Here is a 21,009-nt window from a genome sequence, read left to right on the forward strand (position 1 = left end):
AATCGCAGTAATCACAGCCGAGGAGACAGTGACATTCACCGTGTTACTGGTAATGCCATCTTTGGTAACTGCCATCGTCGTAGAACCCACGCCAACACCAGTGATCAAACCTGTTGACGTCACTGTTGCTGTATTGGCATCGGCTGGCGTCCACATCACTGAGTTGGTGACAGAAGATGAAGTACCATCACTGTACGTCGCAATGGCCGTTAACTGCTGAGTCTGACCTTTCGCAATATTGACCTGTGAAGGGGTCACGGTAATCTCAGTGATCTCCGCTGAGCTCACATTGACCGTCACCTCGTTACTGGTCACACCGGCCTTCGTGGCAGTGAGGGTTGTACTGTTCTCTTCAACCCCGGAGATCTGACCACTATCGGTCACCATTGCCGTGTCGGTATCCATTAGTGTCCACGTAACAGAATTCGTCACTTCAGAGGAAGTACCATCACTGTACATCGCCATCGCAGTCAACTGCTGAGTTTGACCTTTCGCGACCTTCACTGGCGAAGGCGTGACTGTAATCTCGGTGATCTCCGCTGAGCTCACGTTAACCGTCACCTCGTTACTGGCAATGTCGCCACTAGAGGCATGCACGGTCACCACACCAGGCGCATTACCAGTAATGATGCCCGGTGCATCAAAAAGAACCACATCCAAGTCGCTTGCATGCCAATCAACCGCATTTGAATCCGTTAATATGCGAGACGAGCCATCAGAGTAGTTACCAACGACCTCGAAAGGCTGCTTGTCACCTACCGCAAGCGTCAGTTGACTCACTCCTCGCGTTGTTAATGGTGACGCTGTAATATCTATGCGTTCTAATTTCACTGTTGGTTCAGAAGACACATCGTCTGAATTACAGCCTGTCAACAGCATCAATAGAGGTAATACTATTAGCGCAAATAAACCTTTAAAAAATTTAGTCATAATACGACCTACTCTTGAAGTTGAAGCTGAAAGTTGGGGATGGTAATTTCAATTCTGAAATTTTGAGATCCTCCTTCGGCAGTTTGGTCATCTGCAGCCTGCCTTCTGCGCCACAAGTTGAGCGCATTAGGTGCACCTAATGCGCTGATTAAAATTAAATATTTTTTCATTTTCATTAAGATAGATTAATCGAATTAAAATTAAGGGAGATAAGACGAGGGGATAATACGATTATTTTATTATCTATGGTTGTAAGATTATTCCGAAAGCACAGACATCATTAGCTCGGAAGTGCGGTATTGTTGAGCAAATCATTGAACAATCAGCCACTCCCCACAGATTGAGCGATTTAACGACTAGCCCCCAAGACGGCATCCTCAAGGTCGGCATTTTATTCATCGCCTTAACTTCTGGCCAAGGCTTAACCAAGCTAGGGATTGTAATCTCTCAAGCTCAATTTCGGTCTTATCAATTGTTCATATACAGGGTATTGGCGGTGGGGTTATCTATATGGACGAGTGGTGACAGTAACGTGGCTTCCTCAGCCTTAATCGCTCTCTAATGCTCTACGCTTAGTCTGTTATATGCCAATTCTAACTGGGGTTGAAAGTGTTGATTGTCGGCGGAGGGTACGCCAATCACGGCGAGAAAATACTGTTTTAATTAATGAGGTTGGCCACATCAATATGCACCTCAAGAGGCGCGTTTCCATTTCACTAGCTGTCGATTACAGTCGAATAATGATTCAACCTCTTTAAGCAGTAAAGTAAATAAACAGACTTTACTGTAACTGATCAAACATTAGTGTCTTCCAACAATAATGTTTGATCAGAATATAGAGTTTTAAAGATGATTAACCATTATTTAAAATACTTGATTACATAACACTTATCACTATTTTAAAAAATTAATCCTTTCTATTAATACAAAAAAGTTAACAGATCACTTTTATTCAAACTTGATGGTAAGCGATCAGACTTTATTGTGATTAATTAAACTTTAATATGCTCCGACAATATGTGCTCTAACCACCTTGTATCACTCAACCGTTACGGCTTTGGCGAGGTTACGAGGTTGGTCGACATCCGTACCTTTGATTAAAGCAACATAATAAGAAAGAAGCTGCATTGGAATGGTGTAGTAGATCGGCGCGGTAATTTCACTCACGTGTGGCATGGTGATAATTTTCATTGTTTCATCAGCCGCAAAGCCAGCGTCTTGATCGGCAAACACATACAGCAAACCGCCACGAGCACGTACTTCTTCAATGTTCGATTTTAGCTTCTCTAACAGCTCGTTATTTGGCGCAACCACGACAACGGGCATATCAGCATCAATCAGTGCTAATGGGCCGTGCTTTAATTCGCCTGCCGCGTATGCTTCAGCATGAATGTAAGAGATTTCCTTCAGCTTTAATGACGCTTCAAGCGCGATAGGGTAAAACTCACCACGACCTAGGAATAGAGTGTGGTGTTTATCTGCGAAATCTTCAGCCAGTGCTTCAATCTGCTTTTCATAGGCAAGGGCGGCATTAATTTGTGCAGGCAGTGCATGCAGAGCTTCAACAATTTCCGCCTCTTTTTCTTTATTAATGCACTGCTTTTGTTTACCAAGAGCGGTCACTAACATTAGCAAGGTTGCAAGCTGAGTAGTGAAGGCTTTGGTTGACGCCACACCAATTTCTGTTCCGGCGCGAGTCATGAATGCGAAATCAGATTCACGAACCAGCGAAGAACCCGCTACGTTACAAATAGTCATCGCGGCCATGTAGCCTTTTTCTTTCGCCAAGCGCAAAGCGGCTAAGGTATCTGCCGTTTCACCGGATTGAGAAAGCGTGATCAACAAGCTATTTGGACGAGTGACAAATTTTCGATAGCGAAATTCAGAGGCAATTTCCACATCGCAACTCACGCCTGCCAATGCTTCAAACCAGTAACGCGCTGTCATGCCTGCGTTGTACGACGTTCCGCAAGCGACGATCTGTACATGTTCCACTTGGCTAAGAATTTCGGCAGCGTTCACGCCAATGCTTTCTGTCACTACGCTGTCTTTGGTGATGCGGCCTTCCATGGTGTTAATCAATGCCGTTGGCTGTTCAAAGATCTCTTTTTGCATGAAATGACGATATTTACCTTTATCGCCAGCGTCGTGCTCTGCGTTAGATTCGCTAATTTCACGCGTCACCTGTTCGCCGTTTGCAGCAAAAACCGTCACATCGCGGCGCGTAACTTCCGCGACATCACCCTCTTCAAGATACATAAAGCGGCGTGTAACATTCAGCAAAGCTAATTGGTCTGAAGCTAAGAAATTCTCACCAACACCGAAACCGATCACGATCGGGCTACCGGAGCGAGCAACCACAACACGGCTTGGATCTTTGCGATCAAGTACCACAGTACCGTAAGCACCCTCGAGTTGTTTAACCGTTTTTTGCACCGCTTCAAGCAGTGAACTGGCCGTGCGCAGTTCCCACTCAACAAGGTGAGCAATCACTTCAGTATCGGTTTGCGATTCAAAAAGGTAGCCGCGTTCACGCAGAACATCACGTAGCGTTTCATGGTTTTCGATAATGCCGTTATGCACAACCGCAATATCGCCCGACATGTGTGGGTGAGCATTAATTTCGGAAGGTTCACCGTGTGTCGCCCAGCGTGTGTGCGCAATGCCAGTGCCTCCGGCAACATGTTGCTTTTCGACTGCATCGGCTAGCTCTTGCACTTTGCCTAAACGACGAACGCGCGTTAATTGACTCGCACTATCCACCACAGCAACACCGGCTGAATCATAGCCGCGGTATTCCAAGCGGCGTAGTCCTTCCACTAAAATTTCAGCCACATCTCGTTGTGCTACTGCACCGACGATTCCACACATAAGGTTTTTACTCCATTTTAGATTTATGCTTCATCCCTAAAGCCGCAAGCGAAGGCCTTTATTTAGGAATGGTTGAATAGGGATTAATTAAGCTCGGATCACTCGCACTTGGTGCGATTCAATCAATGCGGCATCTTGAACGGTTAGATCGTTATCGGTCACTAACACGTCGATATGCTCCCAAGCGAGCTCAAGGTTGGGAATTTTTCGGCCAACTTTGTCTGATTCGATCATCACGATCACTTCTCGTGAGACTTCGGCCATCACTTTGCTCAGGCCAATCAGTTCATTGAAGGTGGTGGTGCCACGTTCAAGATCAATACCGTCAGCGCCAATAAACAGCTGGTCAAAGTCGTAAGAACGCAGTACCGATTCAGCCACTTTGCCCTGAAATGACTCGGAATGGGTATCCCAAGTACCGCCCGTCATTAATAGTGTCGGTTCACTTTCTAGTTCATTAAGGGCGTTCGCTACGTGCAATGAGTTGGTCATCACAACCAAACCGCGTTTATCATTCAGTTGCTGAATTAATGCTGCCGTAGTACTACCGCAGTCAATAACGATGCGATTGTGGTCTCGAATTAACTTAGCCGCCGCCTTAGCCAGCTTTATCTTTCGATTCGAAACTTTAGGATTAAACTCATCATTGACCACCTCTTTAGGCAGTGCAATCGCACCACCGTAACGGCGCAAGAGTTGACCGTTTTTCTCTAAAGAGGCCAAATCCTTTCTAATCGTCACCTCTGAGGTTTCAAACTGAGCAGAGAGTGCATCAACACTGACCTCACCCTGTTCATTCACAAGGTTAGCGATGGTGTGTCTTCTCAGTTGTGTATTTCGTTTCGACATTTATATTTTTCTTCAAGATTACGAATCGAAAGCAATATTAATCGAATCGAAACTTTATTGTCTATTTATTTCGATCTAAAAAATTAATAATTCACGCTAAAACCTTGTCCTAAGACAATTCTTAGGCAGTGATATTGAACTCATTAGGTGGTAGAATTCGCGCCGAAAAGAAAAAAAATTACAGAATTGACTGTTATTCTTTTGCAACTTAACCGATTTAAACTCAATAAGTGGCAAAATAACGCTATAAAATCGACAATGCTTGGTCATAAAATGACTAAACTGTTGAAAGACTTTCAGCTCTAATGTCACAAAATCACATTAATATTGTTGGGTAATAGATAAGAAAAATTGCCGCTTGTGATGACGCTAGAACACTCAACCAACTTCAAATTGTAATCATATTTACCGGAGAGAACCTTCCATGAAAAAGACCAAAATCGTATGTACGATTGGCCCTAAAACTGAATCTGTAGAGAAGCTTACTGAGCTAGTGAATGCTGGCATGAACGTTATGCGTTTGAACTTCTCTCACGGTGACTTCGTAGAACACGGCACTCGTATTGCGAACTTCCGTAAAGTAATGGAAAACACTGGTAAACAGCTTGCGATCCTTTTAGACACTAAAGGTCCTGAAATCCGTACCATCAAACTAGAAAATGGTGATGACGTTGATCTCGTGGCTGGCCAGGATTTCACTTTCACTACTGATGCAACCGTTGTTGGTAACAAAGATAAAGTTGCCGTGACTTACTTAGGTTTTGCTAAAGACCTTACTGTAGGTAACAAAATTTTGGTTGATGACGGCCTGATTGAAATGGAAGTGATTGCAACCACAGAAACTGAAGTGAAATGTAAAGTGCTGAACAACGGCGCGCTAGGTGAAAACAAAGGTGTTAACCTTCCTAACGTTTCAGTGAACCTTCCAGCTCTTTCTGAAAAAGATAAAGCAGACCTTAAATTTGGTTGTGAGCAAGGCGTTGATTTTGTTGCGGCTTCTTTCATTCGTAAAGCTGACGACGTACGTGAAATCCGCGAACTGCTAACAGCAAACGGCGGCGCAGATATCCAAATCATCTCTAAAATTGAAAACCAAGAAGGCGTTGATAACTTCGACGAAATTCTTGAGCTTTCTGACGGTATCATGGTTGCTCGTGGCGACCTAGGTGTTGAGATCCCTGCTGAAGAAGTTATCTTTGCACAGAAGATGATGATCGAAAAATGTAACCGCGCACGTAAAGTGGTTATCACAGCAACTCAAATGCTTGATTCAATGATCAAGAACCCACGTCCAACTCGCGCAGAAGCTGGCGACGTAGCCAACGCGGTAATGGATGGTACAGATGCAGTGATGCTTTCTGGCGAAACAGCAAAAGGTAAATACCCTGTTGAAGCGGTCACTATCATGGCGCAAATCTGTGCTCGTACAGACCGCGTTCTACAAGCTGAGTTGGGTTCTCGTTTAGACAGCCCACGCCTACGCATTACTGAAGCCGTATGTAAAGGTGCGGTAGATACTGCTGAGAAATTGGCGGCTCCACTTATCGTGGTCGCAACTGAAGCGGGTAAATCAGCTCGTTCAGTGCGTAAGTACTTCCCAACTGCGAACATCATTGCTGTAACCACTAACAAGAAAACGGCGGCTCAACTTGTTCTGACTAAAGGTGTAACACCGGTTGTTGTTGATACTATCGACAGCACTGATGCGTTCTACATCAATGGTAAAGAGATTGCACTGGCTTCTGGTCTAGGCAAGAAGGGTGACATCGTAGTGATGGTTTCTGGTGCACTTGTTGCCTCAGGTACAACCAACACAGCTTCTGTTCACGTTCTATAATCGAACGTCGAATACAAAGCAGAAAAAATCGGGGCTTGCCCCGATTTTTTATTTTCGCTATTTACGCTTTACTTGCCAAACCCATCACTCTTTGCGGTATGCCTTAAGCAAGATCATCACTGCTTTTACACAGTGAAATTCGATTTCGTCCTAAGGTTTTCGCCTCATATAAAGCAATGTCAGCACATTTATACGAGCGTTTACCATCTGCGGTTAAGTCAGTAAAGCCAGCGCTGATAGTCACGGTGAGGCTTTGCTCTACCGCTACTCGTAATCGGTCTAGGACAGTCTCGGCTTCTTCTACAGAAGTGTGCGGCATAATAATCGCAAACTCTTCACCGCCAATACGTGCCAGAAAATCCGTGGTACGCAATGTTTGGCTCAAAATTTCACCAACTTTAATAATGACGCGATCACCTTCATCATGTCCTTGTTCATCATTTACTCGTTTAAAGTAATCAATATCAATTAAGACGAGACAAACATGATGGCTTTCGGGATAACGTTGAATGATGTGCGTATGATGCTGCAATTCTGCTTCAAATTTACGCCGATTCCATAGCTGAGTTAACGCATCTTTTTCACTCAATTCTCGCAATCGGTTTTCTAAGACTTTGTACTGAGTAATATCGACTAAAGAGGTGATGTAATAACTGACTTTAGTCGCCTCTTTAATCGCTTGAATTCTCATGATGGCGGTTAGAGTCTCACCTTGTGTATTGACCATTTCTACTTCACCTTCCCAGAAATGTTGCTGCGATACCTCTTCAAGCACCTCGAGCATAAACTCCATACCATTTGGACTGAGCAGTAACTTTAATGCGTTACTGCCTTTTATCTCGTCAATAGTCAAACCTGTAATCTTTTCAAATTCGCCATTAACCATCATCACTTTGTGCTTTCTGTCTGAAATCATCACTGCAGACATACCATTCAAGGCCGCTCTTGCCAGTTTGCTTTCAATACTTCGATGATGGTAATGCAACGCCATAGAAACCATGGGAAGCGCAAAAATGAGTATAACGAAGAAGACAAAAAAAGCTTCTTTGATTAAATCGTTGACGTCACGCTTCGCTCGATGATCTAATTGCTCATCGGTGAGTTGAATCATCAAAAAAACAGGTTTCAATGAAGCAAATTTAAGGGTTTTATAAACCGTAACCTTGCCATTTTCGAATACATAGCCAGAAGGAGTTGTCTGCATCTGCTGCCAAGTTTTCGGTAGCAGAAGTGCAAGATTCTCGTATTGATTGGACGGTAATAAGTCTCCAAATAATTTGGTTTTATCGTTGGAAGACCAATAGAAACCTGAATCGCCGATCAGCTCAGGAGCTAATTGTGGATCACGGACATGATTTAAACGCGAAGATTGTGACCAAATATCAACATCGAGGACTAAATAGCCTTTTCGCTCCCCTAATACGGTCACTGGCGTAATCACACATAGCATCGGCTGTATAGCCGCAGCACTTCGAGCACTAGCCAATGCAATGCCCCAAACCCCCACTTCTCCCTCTGACAGGTTTTCTGCAAAGGCAACATAACCATGATGTGACAGGTCTTGAAGATTTTTTGCACTAGAGGCTAAATGGTTGTCCGCAGAATAATCAATACGGAGTCGCTCATGCCCAAATAAATCCAAAAGTGTAATCGAACTATACCATGTTTGCTTTTCAGCAACCGAAGACCATATATTTTCAAGATGCTGCTGATTTATCTCTGAAGGAGAAAAAATAAATTCATACAAACTTTGGCTTCGACTAAGCAAATCAATAATGGAACCGACCTGAGCTTTCAACCCCCGATACTGTCGCTCACTTTCATTGAGTTGATCAAACGCCTCCGCTACCGTGTTTTGCGTTGCGTTGTCTTTCACTTCTTGGTAGCGCTGATAGTAATACCCAGTCACTATTGCGCTGAATAAGAAACAAATGATGAGAAGGATGCTGATTATTTTTGTGTATCTCATGACTTGTCTAAATATTAACCCTAAATAGTGATGAGCGGATTATAGCATCTTAAAAAATAGACAAAACAAAAAGCTACCGATTAATAATACAATCAATTTATGGAAGTAAAGGCTCGTTTTTATCCATTTTAAATTAACTAATTAATCAGTAGCTTAGGTAAGGGCTTAGTTGTTTAATTGATAGACTACGTCCACCCTATCGCGAATAATAAGCGTCGAGTCTTGGTAACTATTAGATTCAGATTTTGCATCCATTGCCATAGCACGCATCATAATCGGCTGCACGCTGGGCGAGTTGTAGTCTATCTGCCACACATCACCTAATTTCAACTTAAATCCTTCCGCCAATGATAGTGCTTTGGTATTCGCATCTTGAATCGCCGCTAGCCGAGCTTGTTGCTGGTATTGCTCTTGATTCCGAACCTTAAGTTGAATATTGTCGACTTGGTTAATGCCCTCACCGAGCGCTACATCAAGGTATTGATTAAGCTGGCTTAAATCTTCAACCTCAACCGTGACACTTCTTGTTGCTTGATAACCCACTAACTCCGACTTACCGGACTTAGGGTAGTGATATTGAGGAGCAAGGTAGAGATTTGAACTCGATATTTGTTGGGAAGTCACACCGGATTCTTTCAAACGCGCCACAAATGCTTCTACCACTTTGTCGACCGCTCTTTTTGCCTGCTCCGCCGTCAGCGTCGATTCAACCACTTTAACTGAAAACTCAGCCATATCAGGTGCCGCAACGACTTCACCATAACCTGTCGTTGAAAGATGAGGAAAATTCATTTCCTGCGCCATAGAACCAAAACTGAGCAATCCAGATAATAGCGTTACACTTGTCATTAATTTCATGGGAGTTACCTTACTCAAATGGGTGAATACATCATAGGCGATACTCTATATAAGCACAGTTAATAGCTTATGAAATGACACAACTTTGACGTTGAACTTTTATCATTGCGGCAACACTTGGCGAGCATATTGAACGATGGCCTGAGAAATTTCCTGTAATATTCCCGTTTCTAACTGCCAATGATGCCAATAAATACGGTTGGTTAAAATGAACCCTGGTGTAATGTCGGTAAGCGTGCCTGTTTCGAGCTCTTGTGCTATCTGTAAGCGGGGGATCAAACAATACGCCGCACCGGATAGGGCTAATTTAACAAAAGCTTCTGAACTACCCACGGTATGGTTTATGACGGCATCTCTTGGCACATTGAAGTGATCATGCAAATATTTTTTATGCAGATCATCATACTGATCATACGATACCGCTGGTGCTTTTTTTAAAGTATGAAAGTTCACACCTTGAGAGAAATAACGCTGATAAAACTCCGGGCTGGCAACACACACATAGTCCATTCTGCCTAAGTAGTCAGCATGACAACCAGGAATGGCTTGCGATTCTAAGCTTATTGCGCCAGCTACTTCGCCATTTTTAATTTTTTCGATCGTACGTGACTCACCGAAAACCGTCAGGTTCAACTCAACTTGCCGCGTTTTCATCGTATTCGATAACGCAGGAAGTAACCAAGTAGCCAAACTGTCCGCATTAGTGGCAATAGCTATTGAAACGGACCGCGTATTCTCCTCATTCATCAATTCAGGCACCAGTTCATTTTCAAGCAAACACACCCTACGATACAGCCCTAGCAATTTTTTTCCCACCAGCGTTGGCCTTGGTGGCTGCTCTCGAATCAGGACTGGTTGGGCGATAAATCTCTCTAATTGCTTGATCCTTTGAGAAATAGCCGATTGTGAAATATAGAGATTTTCAGCGGCTCGTTCAAAGCTTCCTTGTTGCAGTACCGCATCTAATGCCTCAATCCATTTGTAATCTAGCCCTCTCATCCTAGGCTCCTTTTTATGATTATTAGTATTACTAATATAATATTAAAATCATTAATTATACTTATTTTTATACTCTCGCTATTGTGCGCTCACTGTATTGAATTATTACGATGAGGTGAGCTGTGAATGTGTGGATTTTGCTACAAGGTTTTGGATTAGGTGCAACGATGATTATTCCTATTGGTGCACAAAATGCCTATGTGCTAAACCAAGGAATTAAGCGCAATCACCACTTAACGACGGCGACCATCTGTAGTCTACTGGATGTGATTTTTATTTCTCTGGGTATATTTGGTGGCGGTGCCCTACTCTCAAGTAACGAAATCTTACTGACCTCGGTTACCTTAGGCGGTGTTGCTTTTCTCTCATTTTATGGATTTATTTCTTTAAGGAGTGCCTTCACTTCAACAAGCACTAATGAATCGGATGGCGAAGTGATCGCACGTGGTAAACGAACGGTTATTCTAGGCGCGTTAGCCGTTACTGTGCTTAACCCACATTTATACTTAGATACGGTTGTGATTTTGGGATCGATTGGTGGTCAGTTTGAAGGCCATGATCGCATCGCGTTTGCGCTAGGAACCATGATGGCCTCTTTTGTATGGTTTTATTCTTTATCAATTGGTGCTGCGAAGCTGGGGCCGACGCTCTCAAAGCCTAACGTGAAGAAAGGAATAGACATGGCCGTGGCTGCAATGATGTTTAGCATCGCCTTTATCCTTGCAAAAGGGCTGGCAATTCAATATCTGGTGTAAGTGTATAACCAACAAAAAGAAAGGGCATGAACTGAATAATCATTTCATGCCCTTTTCACTTGATTGAAAATGAATTAATTCATTTTATTCAGATGAACATCCATTTGTGGGAATGGGATCTCAATACCTTCTTTATCTAACTCTTCTTTGATGGCTTGTAACAAATCAAAATAAACAGCCCAATACTCTGTCGTTTTCACCCAAGGGCGAACCACAAAATTGACTGAAGAATCGGCCAAGGCCATTACACCAATAGTCGGTGCAGGATCTTTCAACAAACGAGGCTCTGCCGCGACTACTTTAGCCAGCACTTCCTTGGTTTTTTGCAGATTGGACTTATAAGAAACACCAATCACCAAATCAATACGACGAGTGTCATGGCGTGAATAGTTAACAATTGGGCCACTGATGATCGAACCATTAGGCACAATCACCATTTTATTGTCAGGCGTGCGCAGTACTGTTGAAAAAATTTGAATCGATTCAACCGATCCAGCAGTACCACTCACTTCCACGTAATCACCGGATTTAAATGGGCGGAATGCCACAATCAAAACGCCCGCAGCAAAGTTTGATAGGGAGCCTTGTAGCGCTAAACCAACCGCCAAACCAGCCGCACCGATAATGGCCACAACAGAAGCGGTTTGCACACCAATGCGACCTAAAGCGGCAATTAATACCACCACAAATAGCGTATAACGGACTAGACCATGAACAAACTCAACAACTGCTTTGTCCATGTCTTTCTTTTTCAGAGCCTTGGCAACACTTCCAGCCACAGCTTTAACAACAATGTTACCGATAAATAGGATCAGAATAGCGGAAATAATATTGACGCCGTATTGTATCAAAAGATCTGAATTATTGGTCAGCCAAGTATTGGCTTGCGCTAAACCATCGACTAATGGAGCTTTGATGCCCATTGATTCACCTGACATATTGCATTTCCTCTTTATAAAATCATTTTGAATGTTGTTACCACTGAACATCAAAGACAAAAAACGACTGACAGCAGAGTGTCAGTTTTTTGGCACAATATCTCACTTTGGTTATGTTGCAAAGTCAGTTTTATGTAAACACTGACAAAACAAATAGTTACTTGGAAGCATTGATATGAGCTTGTTAGAGGTTAAGCAATATTTTAACAATCCGCCAGTCATTTTGTCTGAATCTCGGCCATAAAAAAACCCGCTCATTGAGCGGGTTCATCACTTAGTCCAGATAAATGAACTTATAGTACGTCGATCGCATTAAGGTCAGCGAAGGCTTTCTCTAAACGAGCAACCATCGATGCTTGACCAGCACGTAGCCATACGCGTGGATCGTAGTATTTCTTGTTTGGCGCAGATTCACCCGTAGGGTTACCAATTTGACCTTGTAGGTAATCATGGTTTTCAGCTTCGTACTGACGGATACCGTCCCAAGTTGCCCACTGAGTATCAGTATCGATGTTCATTTTGATAACACCATAGCTGATTGACTCTTTGATCTCGGCTTCAGAAGAACCAGAACCACCGTGGAATACGAAGTTTAGAGAGTTCGCTGGAAGGCCAAATTTCTCAGAAACATACGCTTGTGAATCACGTAGGATAGTTGGAGTCAGTACCACGTTACCCGCTTGGTAAACACCGTGTACGTTACCGAAAGAAGCTGCGATAGTGAAACGGTGGCTCACTGCGCTCAATTTCTCGTAAGCGTAAGCTACGTCTTCAGGAGAAGTGTACAGCTCAGATGAATCCATGTCTGAGTTGTCTACGCCGTCTTCTTCGCCACCAGTACAACCCAGTTCGATCTCGATAGTCATACCCATTTTAGCCATACGCTCTAGGTATTTCGCACAAGTTTCAACGTTCTCTTCTAGAGACTCTTCAGAAAGGTCTAGCATATGAGAAGAGAATAGAGGCTTACCAGTTTGAGCGAAGAACTCTTCGCCTGCGTCTAGTAGACCGTCGATCCAAGGAAGTAGTTTCTTCGCAGCGTGGTCAGTGTGAAGAATAACAGGCACACCGTAAGTTTCTGCTACAGCGTGAACATATTTCGCGCCAGCAACCGCACCTAGGATTTGTGCACCTTGACCAGCAAGTTTAACGCCTTTACCAGCAAAGAAAGCCGCGCCACCGTTAGAGAACTGAACAACCACTGGCGCTTTAACTTTAGATGCAGCTTCAAGAACCGCATTGATAGAGTCAGTGTTCACTACGTTTACTGCAGGAAGAGCAAAGTTATTTTGTTTTGCAACTTCAAATACTTTCTGTACGTCATCGCCAGAAATTACGCCTGGTTTTACGAAATCGAAGATCTTAGACATGGATTTGATCCTATTTTTTCTATCGTTTTAAAAATAAAACAGTTAAGTTTAAATTCTTGCAAACGTTTGCTCACAACTGGCGTCATTCTATCAGAATAAAAACACACGTGCAGCAAACAAGAAAGCGGGAATCACTCCCGCTTTCATTAGTCATTAAGCTTTCGCGCGTGCTTCTAGCATTTCAACCGCTGGTAGTACTTTACCTTCAACAAACTCAAGGAATGCACCGCCGCCAGTAGAGATGTAAGATACGTCGGCTTTGATACCGAACTTGTCGATTGCCGCCAGTGTGTCACCACCACCAGCCACTGAGAAACCTGCAGATTTCGCAATCGCTTCAGAGATACCTTTTGTACCTGCTTCGAAGTTTTTGAATTCAAATACGCCAACAGGACCGTTCCATAGAATGGTTTTTGCGTTAGCGATGATTTCAGCCAGTTGTGCGGTTGAGTCTGGACCTAGGTCGAAAATCATATCGTCATCTTGAACATCCGCCACGTTTTTGATTTCCGCTTCTGCGTTTTCATCAAAGGCTTTTGCACAAGCAACATCTGTTGCTACTGGAATAGAACACTCTTTCATCAACTTTTTAGCCGTTTCAAGCAAGTCTGCTTCATATAGAGACTTACCTACATTGTGGCCTGCTGCTGCGATGAAAGTGTTAGCAATACCACCGCCAACAACCAGTTGGTCAGCAATTTTAGATAGCGATTCTAGAACCGTTAGTTTAGTAGACACTTTTGAGCCACCAACGATAGCCACTAATGGACGCTCTGGGTTATCCATGGCTTTGCCTAGTGCTTCAAGTTCTGCTGCCAATAGTGGACCAGCACAAGCGATAGGTGCTTGCATACCAATGCCGTGAGTTGAGGCTTGTGCACGGTGAGCCGTACCAAATGCATCCATCACAAATACGTCGCAAAGAGCTGCGTATTTTTTAGATAGTTCTTCTTCGTTCTTTTTCTCGCCTTTGTTAAAGCGGACGTTTTCTAGAACAACAAGCTCACCTGCGTTTAGCTCTAGGCCATCTAGGTAATCTTTTGCCAGTTTCACTTCGCAATCTAGCGCGTCGTTTAGGTAATTAACCACTGGTAGTAGAGAGAACTCTTCCGCGTATTCGCCTTCAGTTGGACGACCTAGGTGAGAAGTAACCATCACTTTAGCGCCCGCCGCTAGGCAGTGCTGAATTGTTGGTAGCGATGCAAGAATACGTGCATCAGAAGTTACTTTGCCATCTTTCACTGGTACGTTTAGGTCAGCACGGATAAATACGCGTTTACCTGCTAGGTCCAGGTCGGTCATCTTGATTACAGACATGGTTTGTCCTCTCAAATATTAATAAATAAAGTTTTTGGAAACCCGGCAACCTTGCCGAGCCTATAAATTCTTCAAACTGGTTATCGATATGGAGATTTGAGTTATTTATTTCAAGCCTGAAAATAAATAAATCTCCATCATCCTGCTACTACTCGGATGCTTGCATTGCGAGTGCCGTATCCAGCATGCGATTCGCAAAGCCCCATTCGTTATCACACCAAACGAGCATTTTAACAAGCTGCCCGTTGCTCACTCTTGTTTGTGAACCATCAACAATCGCACTATGGGGATCGTGGTTAAAATCGATGGAAACAAGCGGAGCTTCAGTATAGTCAACAATGCCACGTAATGTACACTGAGATGCGTTAACAATGGTTTGATTTACGTCATTAACTTTCACATTTGTATTAATTGTGACACTCAAATCCATCGCGGTGACATTAACTGTCGGTACGCGCACTGATATCGCTTCAAATTTGTTAGAAAATTTCGGAAAGATCCTTTCAATTCCTTTGTGCAACTTGGTGTCCACTGGAATGATGGATTGGCTTGCAGAACGTGTTCGACGCAAATCGGTGTGGTAGGCATCGATCACTTGTTGATCATTCATTGACGAGTGAATGGTGGTAATGGTTCCTGAATCGATACCAAACGCTTCATCAAGCACTTTAATAATCGGTACAATGCAGTTGGTGGTACAGGATCCGTTTGACACAATGCGATGTTCTGCGGTTAGCGTCTCATGGTTGACCCCATAAATGATTGTATTATCGAGATCATGTGAGCCGGGATGTGAAAAGAGTACCTTCTTTGCGCCTGCCTCAATGTGCTCCAAACCATCGGCTTTTGAGCCGTACACACCCGTGCAGTCGAGCACAATATCAACGCCTAAATCGCGCCATGGCAGAAGTTTGATTTCACTAAGGTGCAAAATTCGAATCGAGTCATACTCATCCAGCCCATGATGAACATAGATATGCTCTTGATCATTGGTGATCTTTTTACCAAATCGACCATGAGTAGTGTCGTATTGCAGTAGGTGCGCCATGGCATCAGGTAGCGCCAGCTCATTCACCGCCACCACTTTTATCTGCTGACTTTTTCCACTTTCATATATCGCACGCAGCACGTTGCGCCCGATACGCCCAAAACCATTGATCGCGACTTTAAGCATCATTCCATCGTCTTAACTTTTTTCGTGGTACAGATAGTAACCGATAGCGACCAAGAGCAACACCCCAAGCCATCAGTTGTCGCAAAAGATTCCGTTTCTAAACGGACTCAAGGTACAAGCAACGGCGGCTACGACAAGAAAGATGACCATAAAAAATGGCTCACCAAACGGGAGCCATTTCATTTGCGGTATTGATGGTTTAAAAGTTAACGTCAATACCTAACCAATAACGACGTCCATCTTCTACATAGCCATATTCTTGGTATGAAATTTCTTCATCGAGTAGATTGTAAATCGCACCTTTCAAGCTTACTTGAGAAGAAAGCGCGTAAGTGATGCCAGTATCGATGAACTGATAAGCTGGCTCAATCAAGCTGCTACGAGAAGGGCCAGTGACTGGGTTGCTCTCTTTTCCACGATAAGTCAGCTTCAACCAACTGCTCAAGTTGTCAGTCGCTTGCCAATCAATATCAGCGCTGAAGCGATGTTCAGGTTGTTGCTCAAGTGGCATACCTTGATATTTTCCGGTTTTTTGCTCTGAGTCAGTAAAGGTATAGCTCGCGTTGAAATAAACCGTTTCTGTGATAGGTAAACCGAGCGTACTTTCGACCCCACGCGTGTACGCTTCATCAACGTTCACTCGATAAGTGGGATCAGAACCCCACTCGTTCGGGCCTGCAGTACAGACGTTGCTTGGGCACACAACACGGGTAATTTTGTCTTTAAAATCATTATGGAAGAAAGTCAAACTCGCGTTAAGACCCGCTCCATTTTGGTACATCAACCCCAACTCTTTGTTGATTGAAGTTTCGGGTTTTAAATCTGGGTTGCCATAAATATTACCGCCACCACTCACTTGCGCCCAATTTGGCGTGACTTCTCTGAGCTGCGGTGAACGAAAACCCGTTGCCACGCCACCTTTCAGAATCCACGCTGGATTGATGGTCCACACGCCATACGCTCTTGGGCTAAAATGAGAACCATAATTTTCATCGTGGTCAACACGGCCACCTAAGGTTAGGTTAAACGACTCGGTCATGCGCCACTCGTCTTCAACAAACGCCGCCCATTGAGTGCTTTCAATCTGAGTTAAATCAGAGGCTTTATTTGAGGTGAAATCTTCTAACTTTGAATGTGAAGCCTCAATGCCTACGGTTGCTGTATTGTTAGTCAATGGCACCACTAAGCTTGATTTAGCCACCGTATTGATGATTTCCATTTCACGGCTTTTATTATTACTTACTTCACGTTGGACATAAGTATCCGACACACCATAGTCGCCCCAATCCCCTTGGTGAGAAAGGGAAATATAGGTTCTACGGTATTCGTTTAAGCTGTCTTCGCACCCACCTTTACAACCTGTCGTTGGCACGGATAACCCTACATTGCCTCGGCGATCTTGTGCGGAAGTACCCACTTCAAAAGTCAGATCATGCTGCTCATTAAGTTGGTAGTTCAACTTTGAAGTTAAACTTTTTAAGCTTTTGTCTTGGTAGCCACGTTCAATCTTATCTTCATCGCGTTCGGTACTCTGTCCATAAACTTGCAGAGAAAGATTGTCGGCCAGTGGCCCTGTCAGGAAGAAGTTGACGCTGTTCTGATCGCCAGAATCGCGATTTTCTTGGAAAACCGTATCCAACTGAACACTGCCTGACCATTCTTGATTATCTTTTCGTGTGATGATGTTGATCACACCACCAATGGCATCTGAGCCATACAAAGTCGACATTGGGCCACGAATCACTTCAATTCGTTCAATGGCTTGCAGTGGTGGCATCCATCCCTGCTCAATACCTGGGCCATCACTATTTGGTCGAGTTTGACGCGAAGATTGACGCTTACCATCGACTAACATCAAGGTGTAGTTTGAACTCATACCGCGCAAGCTGATGTCTGTTTTATCACCACCTCCAGTCACCAACACGCCCGGCACACTGCGCAGTGCATCGGTTACATCACGATAATAACGTGATTGCAACTCTTCTCGTGTAATCACACTGATACTCGCTGGAGCCTGCGCTTGTGTTTGTTCAAAACCAGCCGCCGTCACCACTAATTTCTCATAAGATTGAATTTCTTCAGCGAAAACGTGTGATGAGGTGAATAACCCGAGCGCCGCAGTAATTGCAACATTCAGCGGATTGAGTCTGGACATGTACCACTCCTTTAAATGATAATGATTATTAATTTCAGGGGTGGATTATTCATAATTTTGATGATTGAGATAGATAGACAGATGGAATGGTCGATACCGAATATGGAACACAGTGATGATTAGATTAAAAGGCCATTTTACTTATGCATGATTTCAGTGCGATCAAAGCTTTCCATGCTCTCTGTCAATACAAAAGCCTGACTGCGGCGGCGAAAGCGCTGGAACAGCCTAAGTCGACCCTCAGTCGACGTTTGGCGTCTTTGGAAAACGATCTAGGACAGGCCTTAATTGCTCGGCAAGGCAACCGTCTAACTTTGACTAAAGCTGGGCAAGTTTTTGCAGTTTATACAGAACAACTGCTTGAATTAGCAGAAAAAAGCCATGAAGCACTGCAAGAGTTTAATAACCAAATCAGCGGTGAAATGACCTTGGTGGTTCATCCGAACTTAATTCGTGGCTGGTTGAGCAACGTATTGGATGAGTTCATGCAAACCCATACCGAAATCAACATTCGACTCTACAGCCAATATGTGGCAGAAGAGTCGCATCTTGAGCCTGATTTATTGATTTGGATTGGCCCGTTTGCTCAACAAGGCTGGAGACGTGAATTGCTCGGCCATTGGCAATATTCACCTTATGCGTCGCCACACTATCTTGCCAATAACGACATGCCAGAGCATCCACAGGATCTAGTCAAACATCCTTGGATTGATTTTATCGCTTTTCGCCAAGAAGCTTTGGCTCTCATCCATCCTATTCACGGCAGCTATCTTTTACCTGCGCTCACAAGCCGCTTGCAGAGTGATAATTTAGCTATGCAAGCGGATGCGATAGCCAAAGGAAGAGGCATCGGCTTACTGCCGACATGGTTTGCCAAAGGCTTTGAACAAGCGCACCCAAACAGTGTGCAAGCATGTTTGCCAGAATGGTTGTCGCCACCCACTGAAATTAGTTGTCATTATCCAGCAGGCAGACATCCGCTCAAACTGCGTCTGTTTATCGACGCGCTACGTCAAGCCTGTCCTGAGGAATGGAAAGCACCATAAACATCAAGATCAAAAAAGCCCAGCGAGTCATTCGCTGGGCTTTTACATTAAAAATAAGAAGACTTAAGCAAGCAGCTCTTGTGCTTGTTTCACCACGTTTTCAGTCGTAAAGCCGAACATTTTGAACAGTTGATCCGCCGGTGCTGACTCACCAAAGGTAGTCATACCGATGATCTTGCCGCCAAAACCAACGTACTTGTACCAGAAGTCGGCGATACCTGCTTCAATTGCAATACGCTTAGTCACGGCTGCTGGTAGTACGGCTTCGCGGTAAGCTGCGTCTTGTTTATCAAACGCATCGGTCGATGGCATCGAAACTACGCGCACTTTCTTACCTTCGGCTGTAAGTTGCTCTGCGGCTTTTACCGCCAGTTCAACTTCAGAGCCAGTGGCAATCAGGATAAGCTCAGGCTGACCAGCGCACTCTTTTAGGATGTAACCACCTTTCGCGATATCCGCAACTTGCGTTTCACTGCGTGGCTGCTGCGCTAGGTTTTGACGAGAGAAAATCAGCGCTGATGGGCCATCTTTACGCTCAATCGCCAACTTCCATGCGACGGCTGATTCCACTTGGTCACACGGACGCCATGTGCTCATGTTCGGTGTCAAACGCAGTGAAGCCACTTGCTCCACCGGTTGATGGGTTGGGCCATCTTCACCCAAGCCAATCGAGTCATGAGTGTAGACTTGGATGTTCTGAATCTTCATCAGCGCGGCCATTCGCATTGCATTACGGGCGTATTCCATAAACATCAGGAAGGTTGCGCCGTAAGGAACGAAGCCACCGTGCAGCGCGATACCGTTCATGATGGCAGTCATACCGAATTCACGCACACCATAGTGAATGTAGTTACCCGAGAAATCTTCCGCCGTGAGCGATTGAGAGCCCGACCACATGGTGAGGTTAGACGGTGCCAAGTCCGCCGAGCCGCCCATAAATTCTGGCAGCATTTTACCAAACGCTTCCAGCGCATTTTGTGACGCTTTACGTGACGCAATATTGGCTGGGTTAGCTTGAAGGTCAGCGATAATTTGACTCGCTTTCGCTTCCCATTCTGCTGGCAACTCGCCATTTACGCGGCGTTTGAACTCAGCAGCTTCGGCTGGGTAAGCGGCGGCGTAGGCTTCAAACTTGGCGTTCCAATCGGTTTCTTTCGCTTGGCCAGCTTCTTTGGCATCCCACTGCGCGTAAATGTCGGCAGGGATGTGGAAAGGTGCATGCGGCCAACCCAGGAATTCACGCGCTGCTTTGATTTCTTCAGCGCCTAAAGGGGCACCATGACAGTCGTGTGAGCCCGCTTTGTTTGGCGAGCCAAAACCGATGATGGTTTTGGTGCAAATCAAGGTTGGACGAGGGTCTGCTTTCGCAGCCTCAATCGCGGCATTAATCGCTTCAGCGTTATGGCCATCAACCGCAGCAATAACATGCCAGCCGTACGCTTCAAAACGTTTTGGCGTGTCATCAGAGAACCAGCCTTCCACATGACCATCGATAGAGATGCCGTTGTCATCCCAAAACGCAATCAGTTTGCCAAGGCCCAGTGTGCCGGCCAGAGAACACGCCTCGTGCGAGATGCCTTCCATCAAACAACCATCACCCATGAACACATAAGTGAAGTGGTCAACGATGTCGTGACCCGGTTTGTTGAACTGCGCCGCCAGTGCTTTTTCAGCCATCGCCATGCCGACCGCATTGGTAATACCTTGGCCTAGCGGGCCCGTGGTGGTTTCAATGCCCGGCGCGTAACCGTATTCTGGGTGACCCGGTGTTTTTGAGTGCAATTGACGGAAGTTTTTCAAATCATCAATCGACAGCGCGTAACCGCTCAGGTGCAATAAAGAGTAAATCAGCATTGAGCCGTGGCCGTTTGACAGCACAAAACGGTCGCGGTCAGCCCATTGTGGGTTTTGTGGGTTATGGTTTAAGTGGCTACGCCAAAG

At 44.6% G+C, this 21,009-nt stretch carries 15 protein-coding genes; 3 read left to right on the plus strand and 12 right to left on the minus strand.

What is annotated here, in order from left to right:
• The 3 genes from DD616_RS15620 to DD616_RS15630 all read right to left on the minus strand — a co-directional run.
• The coding region (locus DD616_RS15620; RefSeq protein ID WP_208871899.1) for an Ig-like domain-containing protein at positions 1 to 930 on the minus strand (930 nt) is incomplete at its 3' end.
• A 1,038-nt stretch (positions 931 to 1,968) separates the two neighbouring features.
• On the minus strand, positions 1,969 to 3,801 hold the full coding sequence (gene glmS / locus DD616_RS15625; RefSeq protein WP_017045440.1) for a glutamine--fructose-6-phosphate transaminase (isomerizing): 1,833 nt from the start codon (positions 3,799 to 3,801) through the stop codon (positions 1,969 to 1,971).
• Positions 3,802 to 3,888: 87 nt separating this feature from the next.
• Complete coding sequence (locus tag DD616_RS15630; protein WP_013857797.1) at positions 3,889 to 4,650, minus strand: DeoR/GlpR family DNA-binding transcription regulator; 762 nt, start codon at positions 4,648 to 4,650, stop codon at positions 3,889 to 3,891.
• A gap of 424 nt (positions 4,651 to 5,074) precedes the next feature.
• Here DD616_RS15630 and pykF point away from each other — a divergent pair, with 424 nt between their 5' ends.
• Positions 5,075 to 6,487 carry a pyruvate kinase PykF gene (pykF, locus tag DD616_RS15635; RefSeq protein ID WP_026027602.1) on the plus strand — a complete coding sequence of 471 codons (1,413 nt, stop codon included), beginning with the start codon at positions 5,075 to 5,077 and terminating at the stop codon, positions 6,485 to 6,487.
• Between the two features lie 103 nt (positions 6,488 to 6,590).
• Here the strand turns inward: pykF and DD616_RS15640 are convergent, their stop codons facing one another.
• The 3 genes from DD616_RS15640 to DD616_RS15650 all read right to left on the minus strand — a co-directional run bounded on the left by DD616_RS15640 (position 6,591) and on the right by DD616_RS15650 (position 10,313).
• Entirely contained in the window at positions 6,591 to 8,456 is a 1,866-nt protein-coding gene (locus DD616_RS15640; RefSeq protein WP_208871900.1) for a sensor domain-containing diguanylate cyclase, read from the minus strand.
• Between the two features lie 165 nt (positions 8,457 to 8,621).
• Positions 8,622 to 9,314, minus strand: coding sequence for an oxidative stress defense protein (locus DD616_RS15645; protein WP_208871901.1), 693 nt, complete (start codon positions 9,312 to 9,314; stop codon positions 8,622 to 8,624).
• 102 nt (positions 9,315 to 9,416) lie between these two features.
• Positions 9,417 to 10,313 carry a LysR family transcriptional regulator ArgP gene (locus tag DD616_RS15650; protein ID WP_208871902.1) on the minus strand — a complete coding sequence of 299 codons (897 nt, stop codon included), beginning with the start codon at positions 10,311 to 10,313 and terminating at the stop codon, positions 9,417 to 9,419.
• 122 nt (positions 10,314 to 10,435) lie between these two features.
• Between DD616_RS15650 and DD616_RS15655 the strand changes: the two genes are divergently transcribed.
• Positions 10,436 to 11,068, plus strand: a complete 633-nt coding sequence (locus DD616_RS15655; RefSeq protein ID WP_017047512.1) for a LysE/ArgO family amino acid transporter — start codon at positions 10,436 to 10,438, stop codon at positions 11,066 to 11,068.
• A gap of 74 nt (positions 11,069 to 11,142) precedes the next feature.
• Here the strand turns inward: DD616_RS15655 and mscS are convergent, their stop codons facing one another.
• The 5 genes from mscS to DD616_RS15680 form a co-directional block, all read right to left on the minus strand.
• Positions 11,143 to 12,006 carry a small-conductance mechanosensitive channel MscS gene (gene mscS / locus DD616_RS15660; RefSeq protein WP_208871903.1) on the minus strand — a complete coding sequence of 288 codons (864 nt, stop codon included), beginning with the start codon at positions 12,004 to 12,006 and terminating at the stop codon, positions 11,143 to 11,145.
• A 293-nt stretch (positions 12,007 to 12,299) separates the two neighbouring features.
• Positions 12,300 to 13,376: a class II fructose-bisphosphate aldolase gene (fbaA, locus tag DD616_RS15665; RefSeq protein WP_013857804.1), complete on the minus strand. Its 1,077-nt coding sequence runs from the start codon at positions 13,374 to 13,376 to the stop codon at positions 12,300 to 12,302.
• 153 nt (positions 13,377 to 13,529) lie between these two features.
• On the minus strand, positions 13,530 to 14,693 hold the full coding sequence (locus DD616_RS15670; protein WP_026027969.1) for a phosphoglycerate kinase: 1,164 nt from the start codon (positions 14,691 to 14,693) through the stop codon (positions 13,530 to 13,532).
• Between the two features lie 148 nt (positions 14,694 to 14,841).
• Positions 14,842 to 15,867, minus strand: a complete 1,026-nt coding sequence (epd, locus tag DD616_RS15675) for an erythrose-4-phosphate dehydrogenase (RefSeq protein ID WP_026027970.1) — start codon at positions 15,865 to 15,867, stop codon at positions 14,842 to 14,844.
• 199 nt (positions 15,868 to 16,066) lie between these two features.
• Complete coding sequence (locus DD616_RS15680; protein WP_094128465.1) at positions 16,067 to 18,022, minus strand: ligand-gated channel protein; 1,956 nt, start codon at positions 18,020 to 18,022, stop codon at positions 16,067 to 16,069.
• A gap of 143 nt (positions 18,023 to 18,165) precedes the next feature.
• On the opposite strand from DD616_RS15680, the gene DD616_RS15685 reads away from it, so the two are divergent.
• Positions 18,166 to 19,068 carry a LysR family transcriptional regulator gene (locus DD616_RS15685; protein WP_019282284.1) on the plus strand — a complete coding sequence of 301 codons (903 nt, stop codon included), beginning with the start codon at positions 18,166 to 18,168 and terminating at the stop codon, positions 19,066 to 19,068.
• 63 nt (positions 19,069 to 19,131) lie between these two features.
• Here DD616_RS15685 and tkt read toward each other — a convergent pair.
• Positions 19,132 to 21,009: transketolase (tkt, locus tag DD616_RS15690; protein ID WP_208871904.1), on the minus strand; the 1,878-nt coding region annotated here is incomplete at its 5' end.

This window comes from Vibrio anguillarum, from assembly GCF_003390515.1.
Taxonomy (GTDB): domain Bacteria; phylum Pseudomonadota; class Gammaproteobacteria; order Enterobacterales; family Vibrionaceae; genus Vibrio; species Vibrio anguillarum.

Coding starts and splice junctions, on each gene's coding strand:
- glmS (WP_017045440.1), bottom strand. CDS start 3,801: ATGTGTGGAATCGTCGGTGCAGTAGCACAACGAGATGTGGCTGAAATT.
- DD616_RS15630 (WP_013857797.1), bottom strand. CDS start 4,650: ATGTCGAAACGAAATACACAACTGAGAAGACACACCATCGCTAACCTT.
- pykF (WP_026027602.1), top strand. CDS start 5,075: ATGAAAAAGACCAAAATCGTATGTACGATTGGCCCTAAAACTGAATCT.
- DD616_RS15640 (WP_208871900.1), bottom strand. CDS start 8,456: ATGAGATACACAAAAATAATCAGCATCCTTCTCATCATTTGTTTCTTA.
- DD616_RS15645 (WP_208871901.1), bottom strand. CDS start 9,314: ATGAAATTAATGACAAGTGTAACGCTATTATCTGGATTGCTCAGTTTT.
- DD616_RS15650 (WP_208871902.1), bottom strand. CDS start 10,313: ATGAGAGGGCTAGATTACAAATGGATTGAGGCATTAGATGCGGTACTG.
- mscS (WP_208871903.1), bottom strand. CDS start 12,006: ATGTCAGGTGAATCAATGGGCATCAAAGCTCCATTAGTCGATGGTTTA.
- fbaA (WP_013857804.1), bottom strand. CDS start 13,376: ATGTCTAAGATCTTCGATTTCGTAAAACCAGGCGTAATTTCTGGCGAT.
- DD616_RS15670 (WP_026027969.1), bottom strand. CDS start 14,693: ATGTCTGTAATCAAGATGACCGACCTGGACCTAGCAGGTAAACGCGTA.
- epd (WP_026027970.1), bottom strand. CDS start 15,867: ATGCTTAAAGTCGCGATCAATGGTTTTGGGCGTATCGGGCGCAACGTG.
- DD616_RS15680 (WP_094128465.1), bottom strand. CDS start 18,022: ATGTCCAGACTCAATCCGCTGAATGTTGCAATTACTGCGGCGCTCGGG.
- DD616_RS15685 (WP_019282284.1), top strand. CDS start 18,166: ATGCATGATTTCAGTGCGATCAAAGCTTTCCATGCTCTCTGTCAATAC.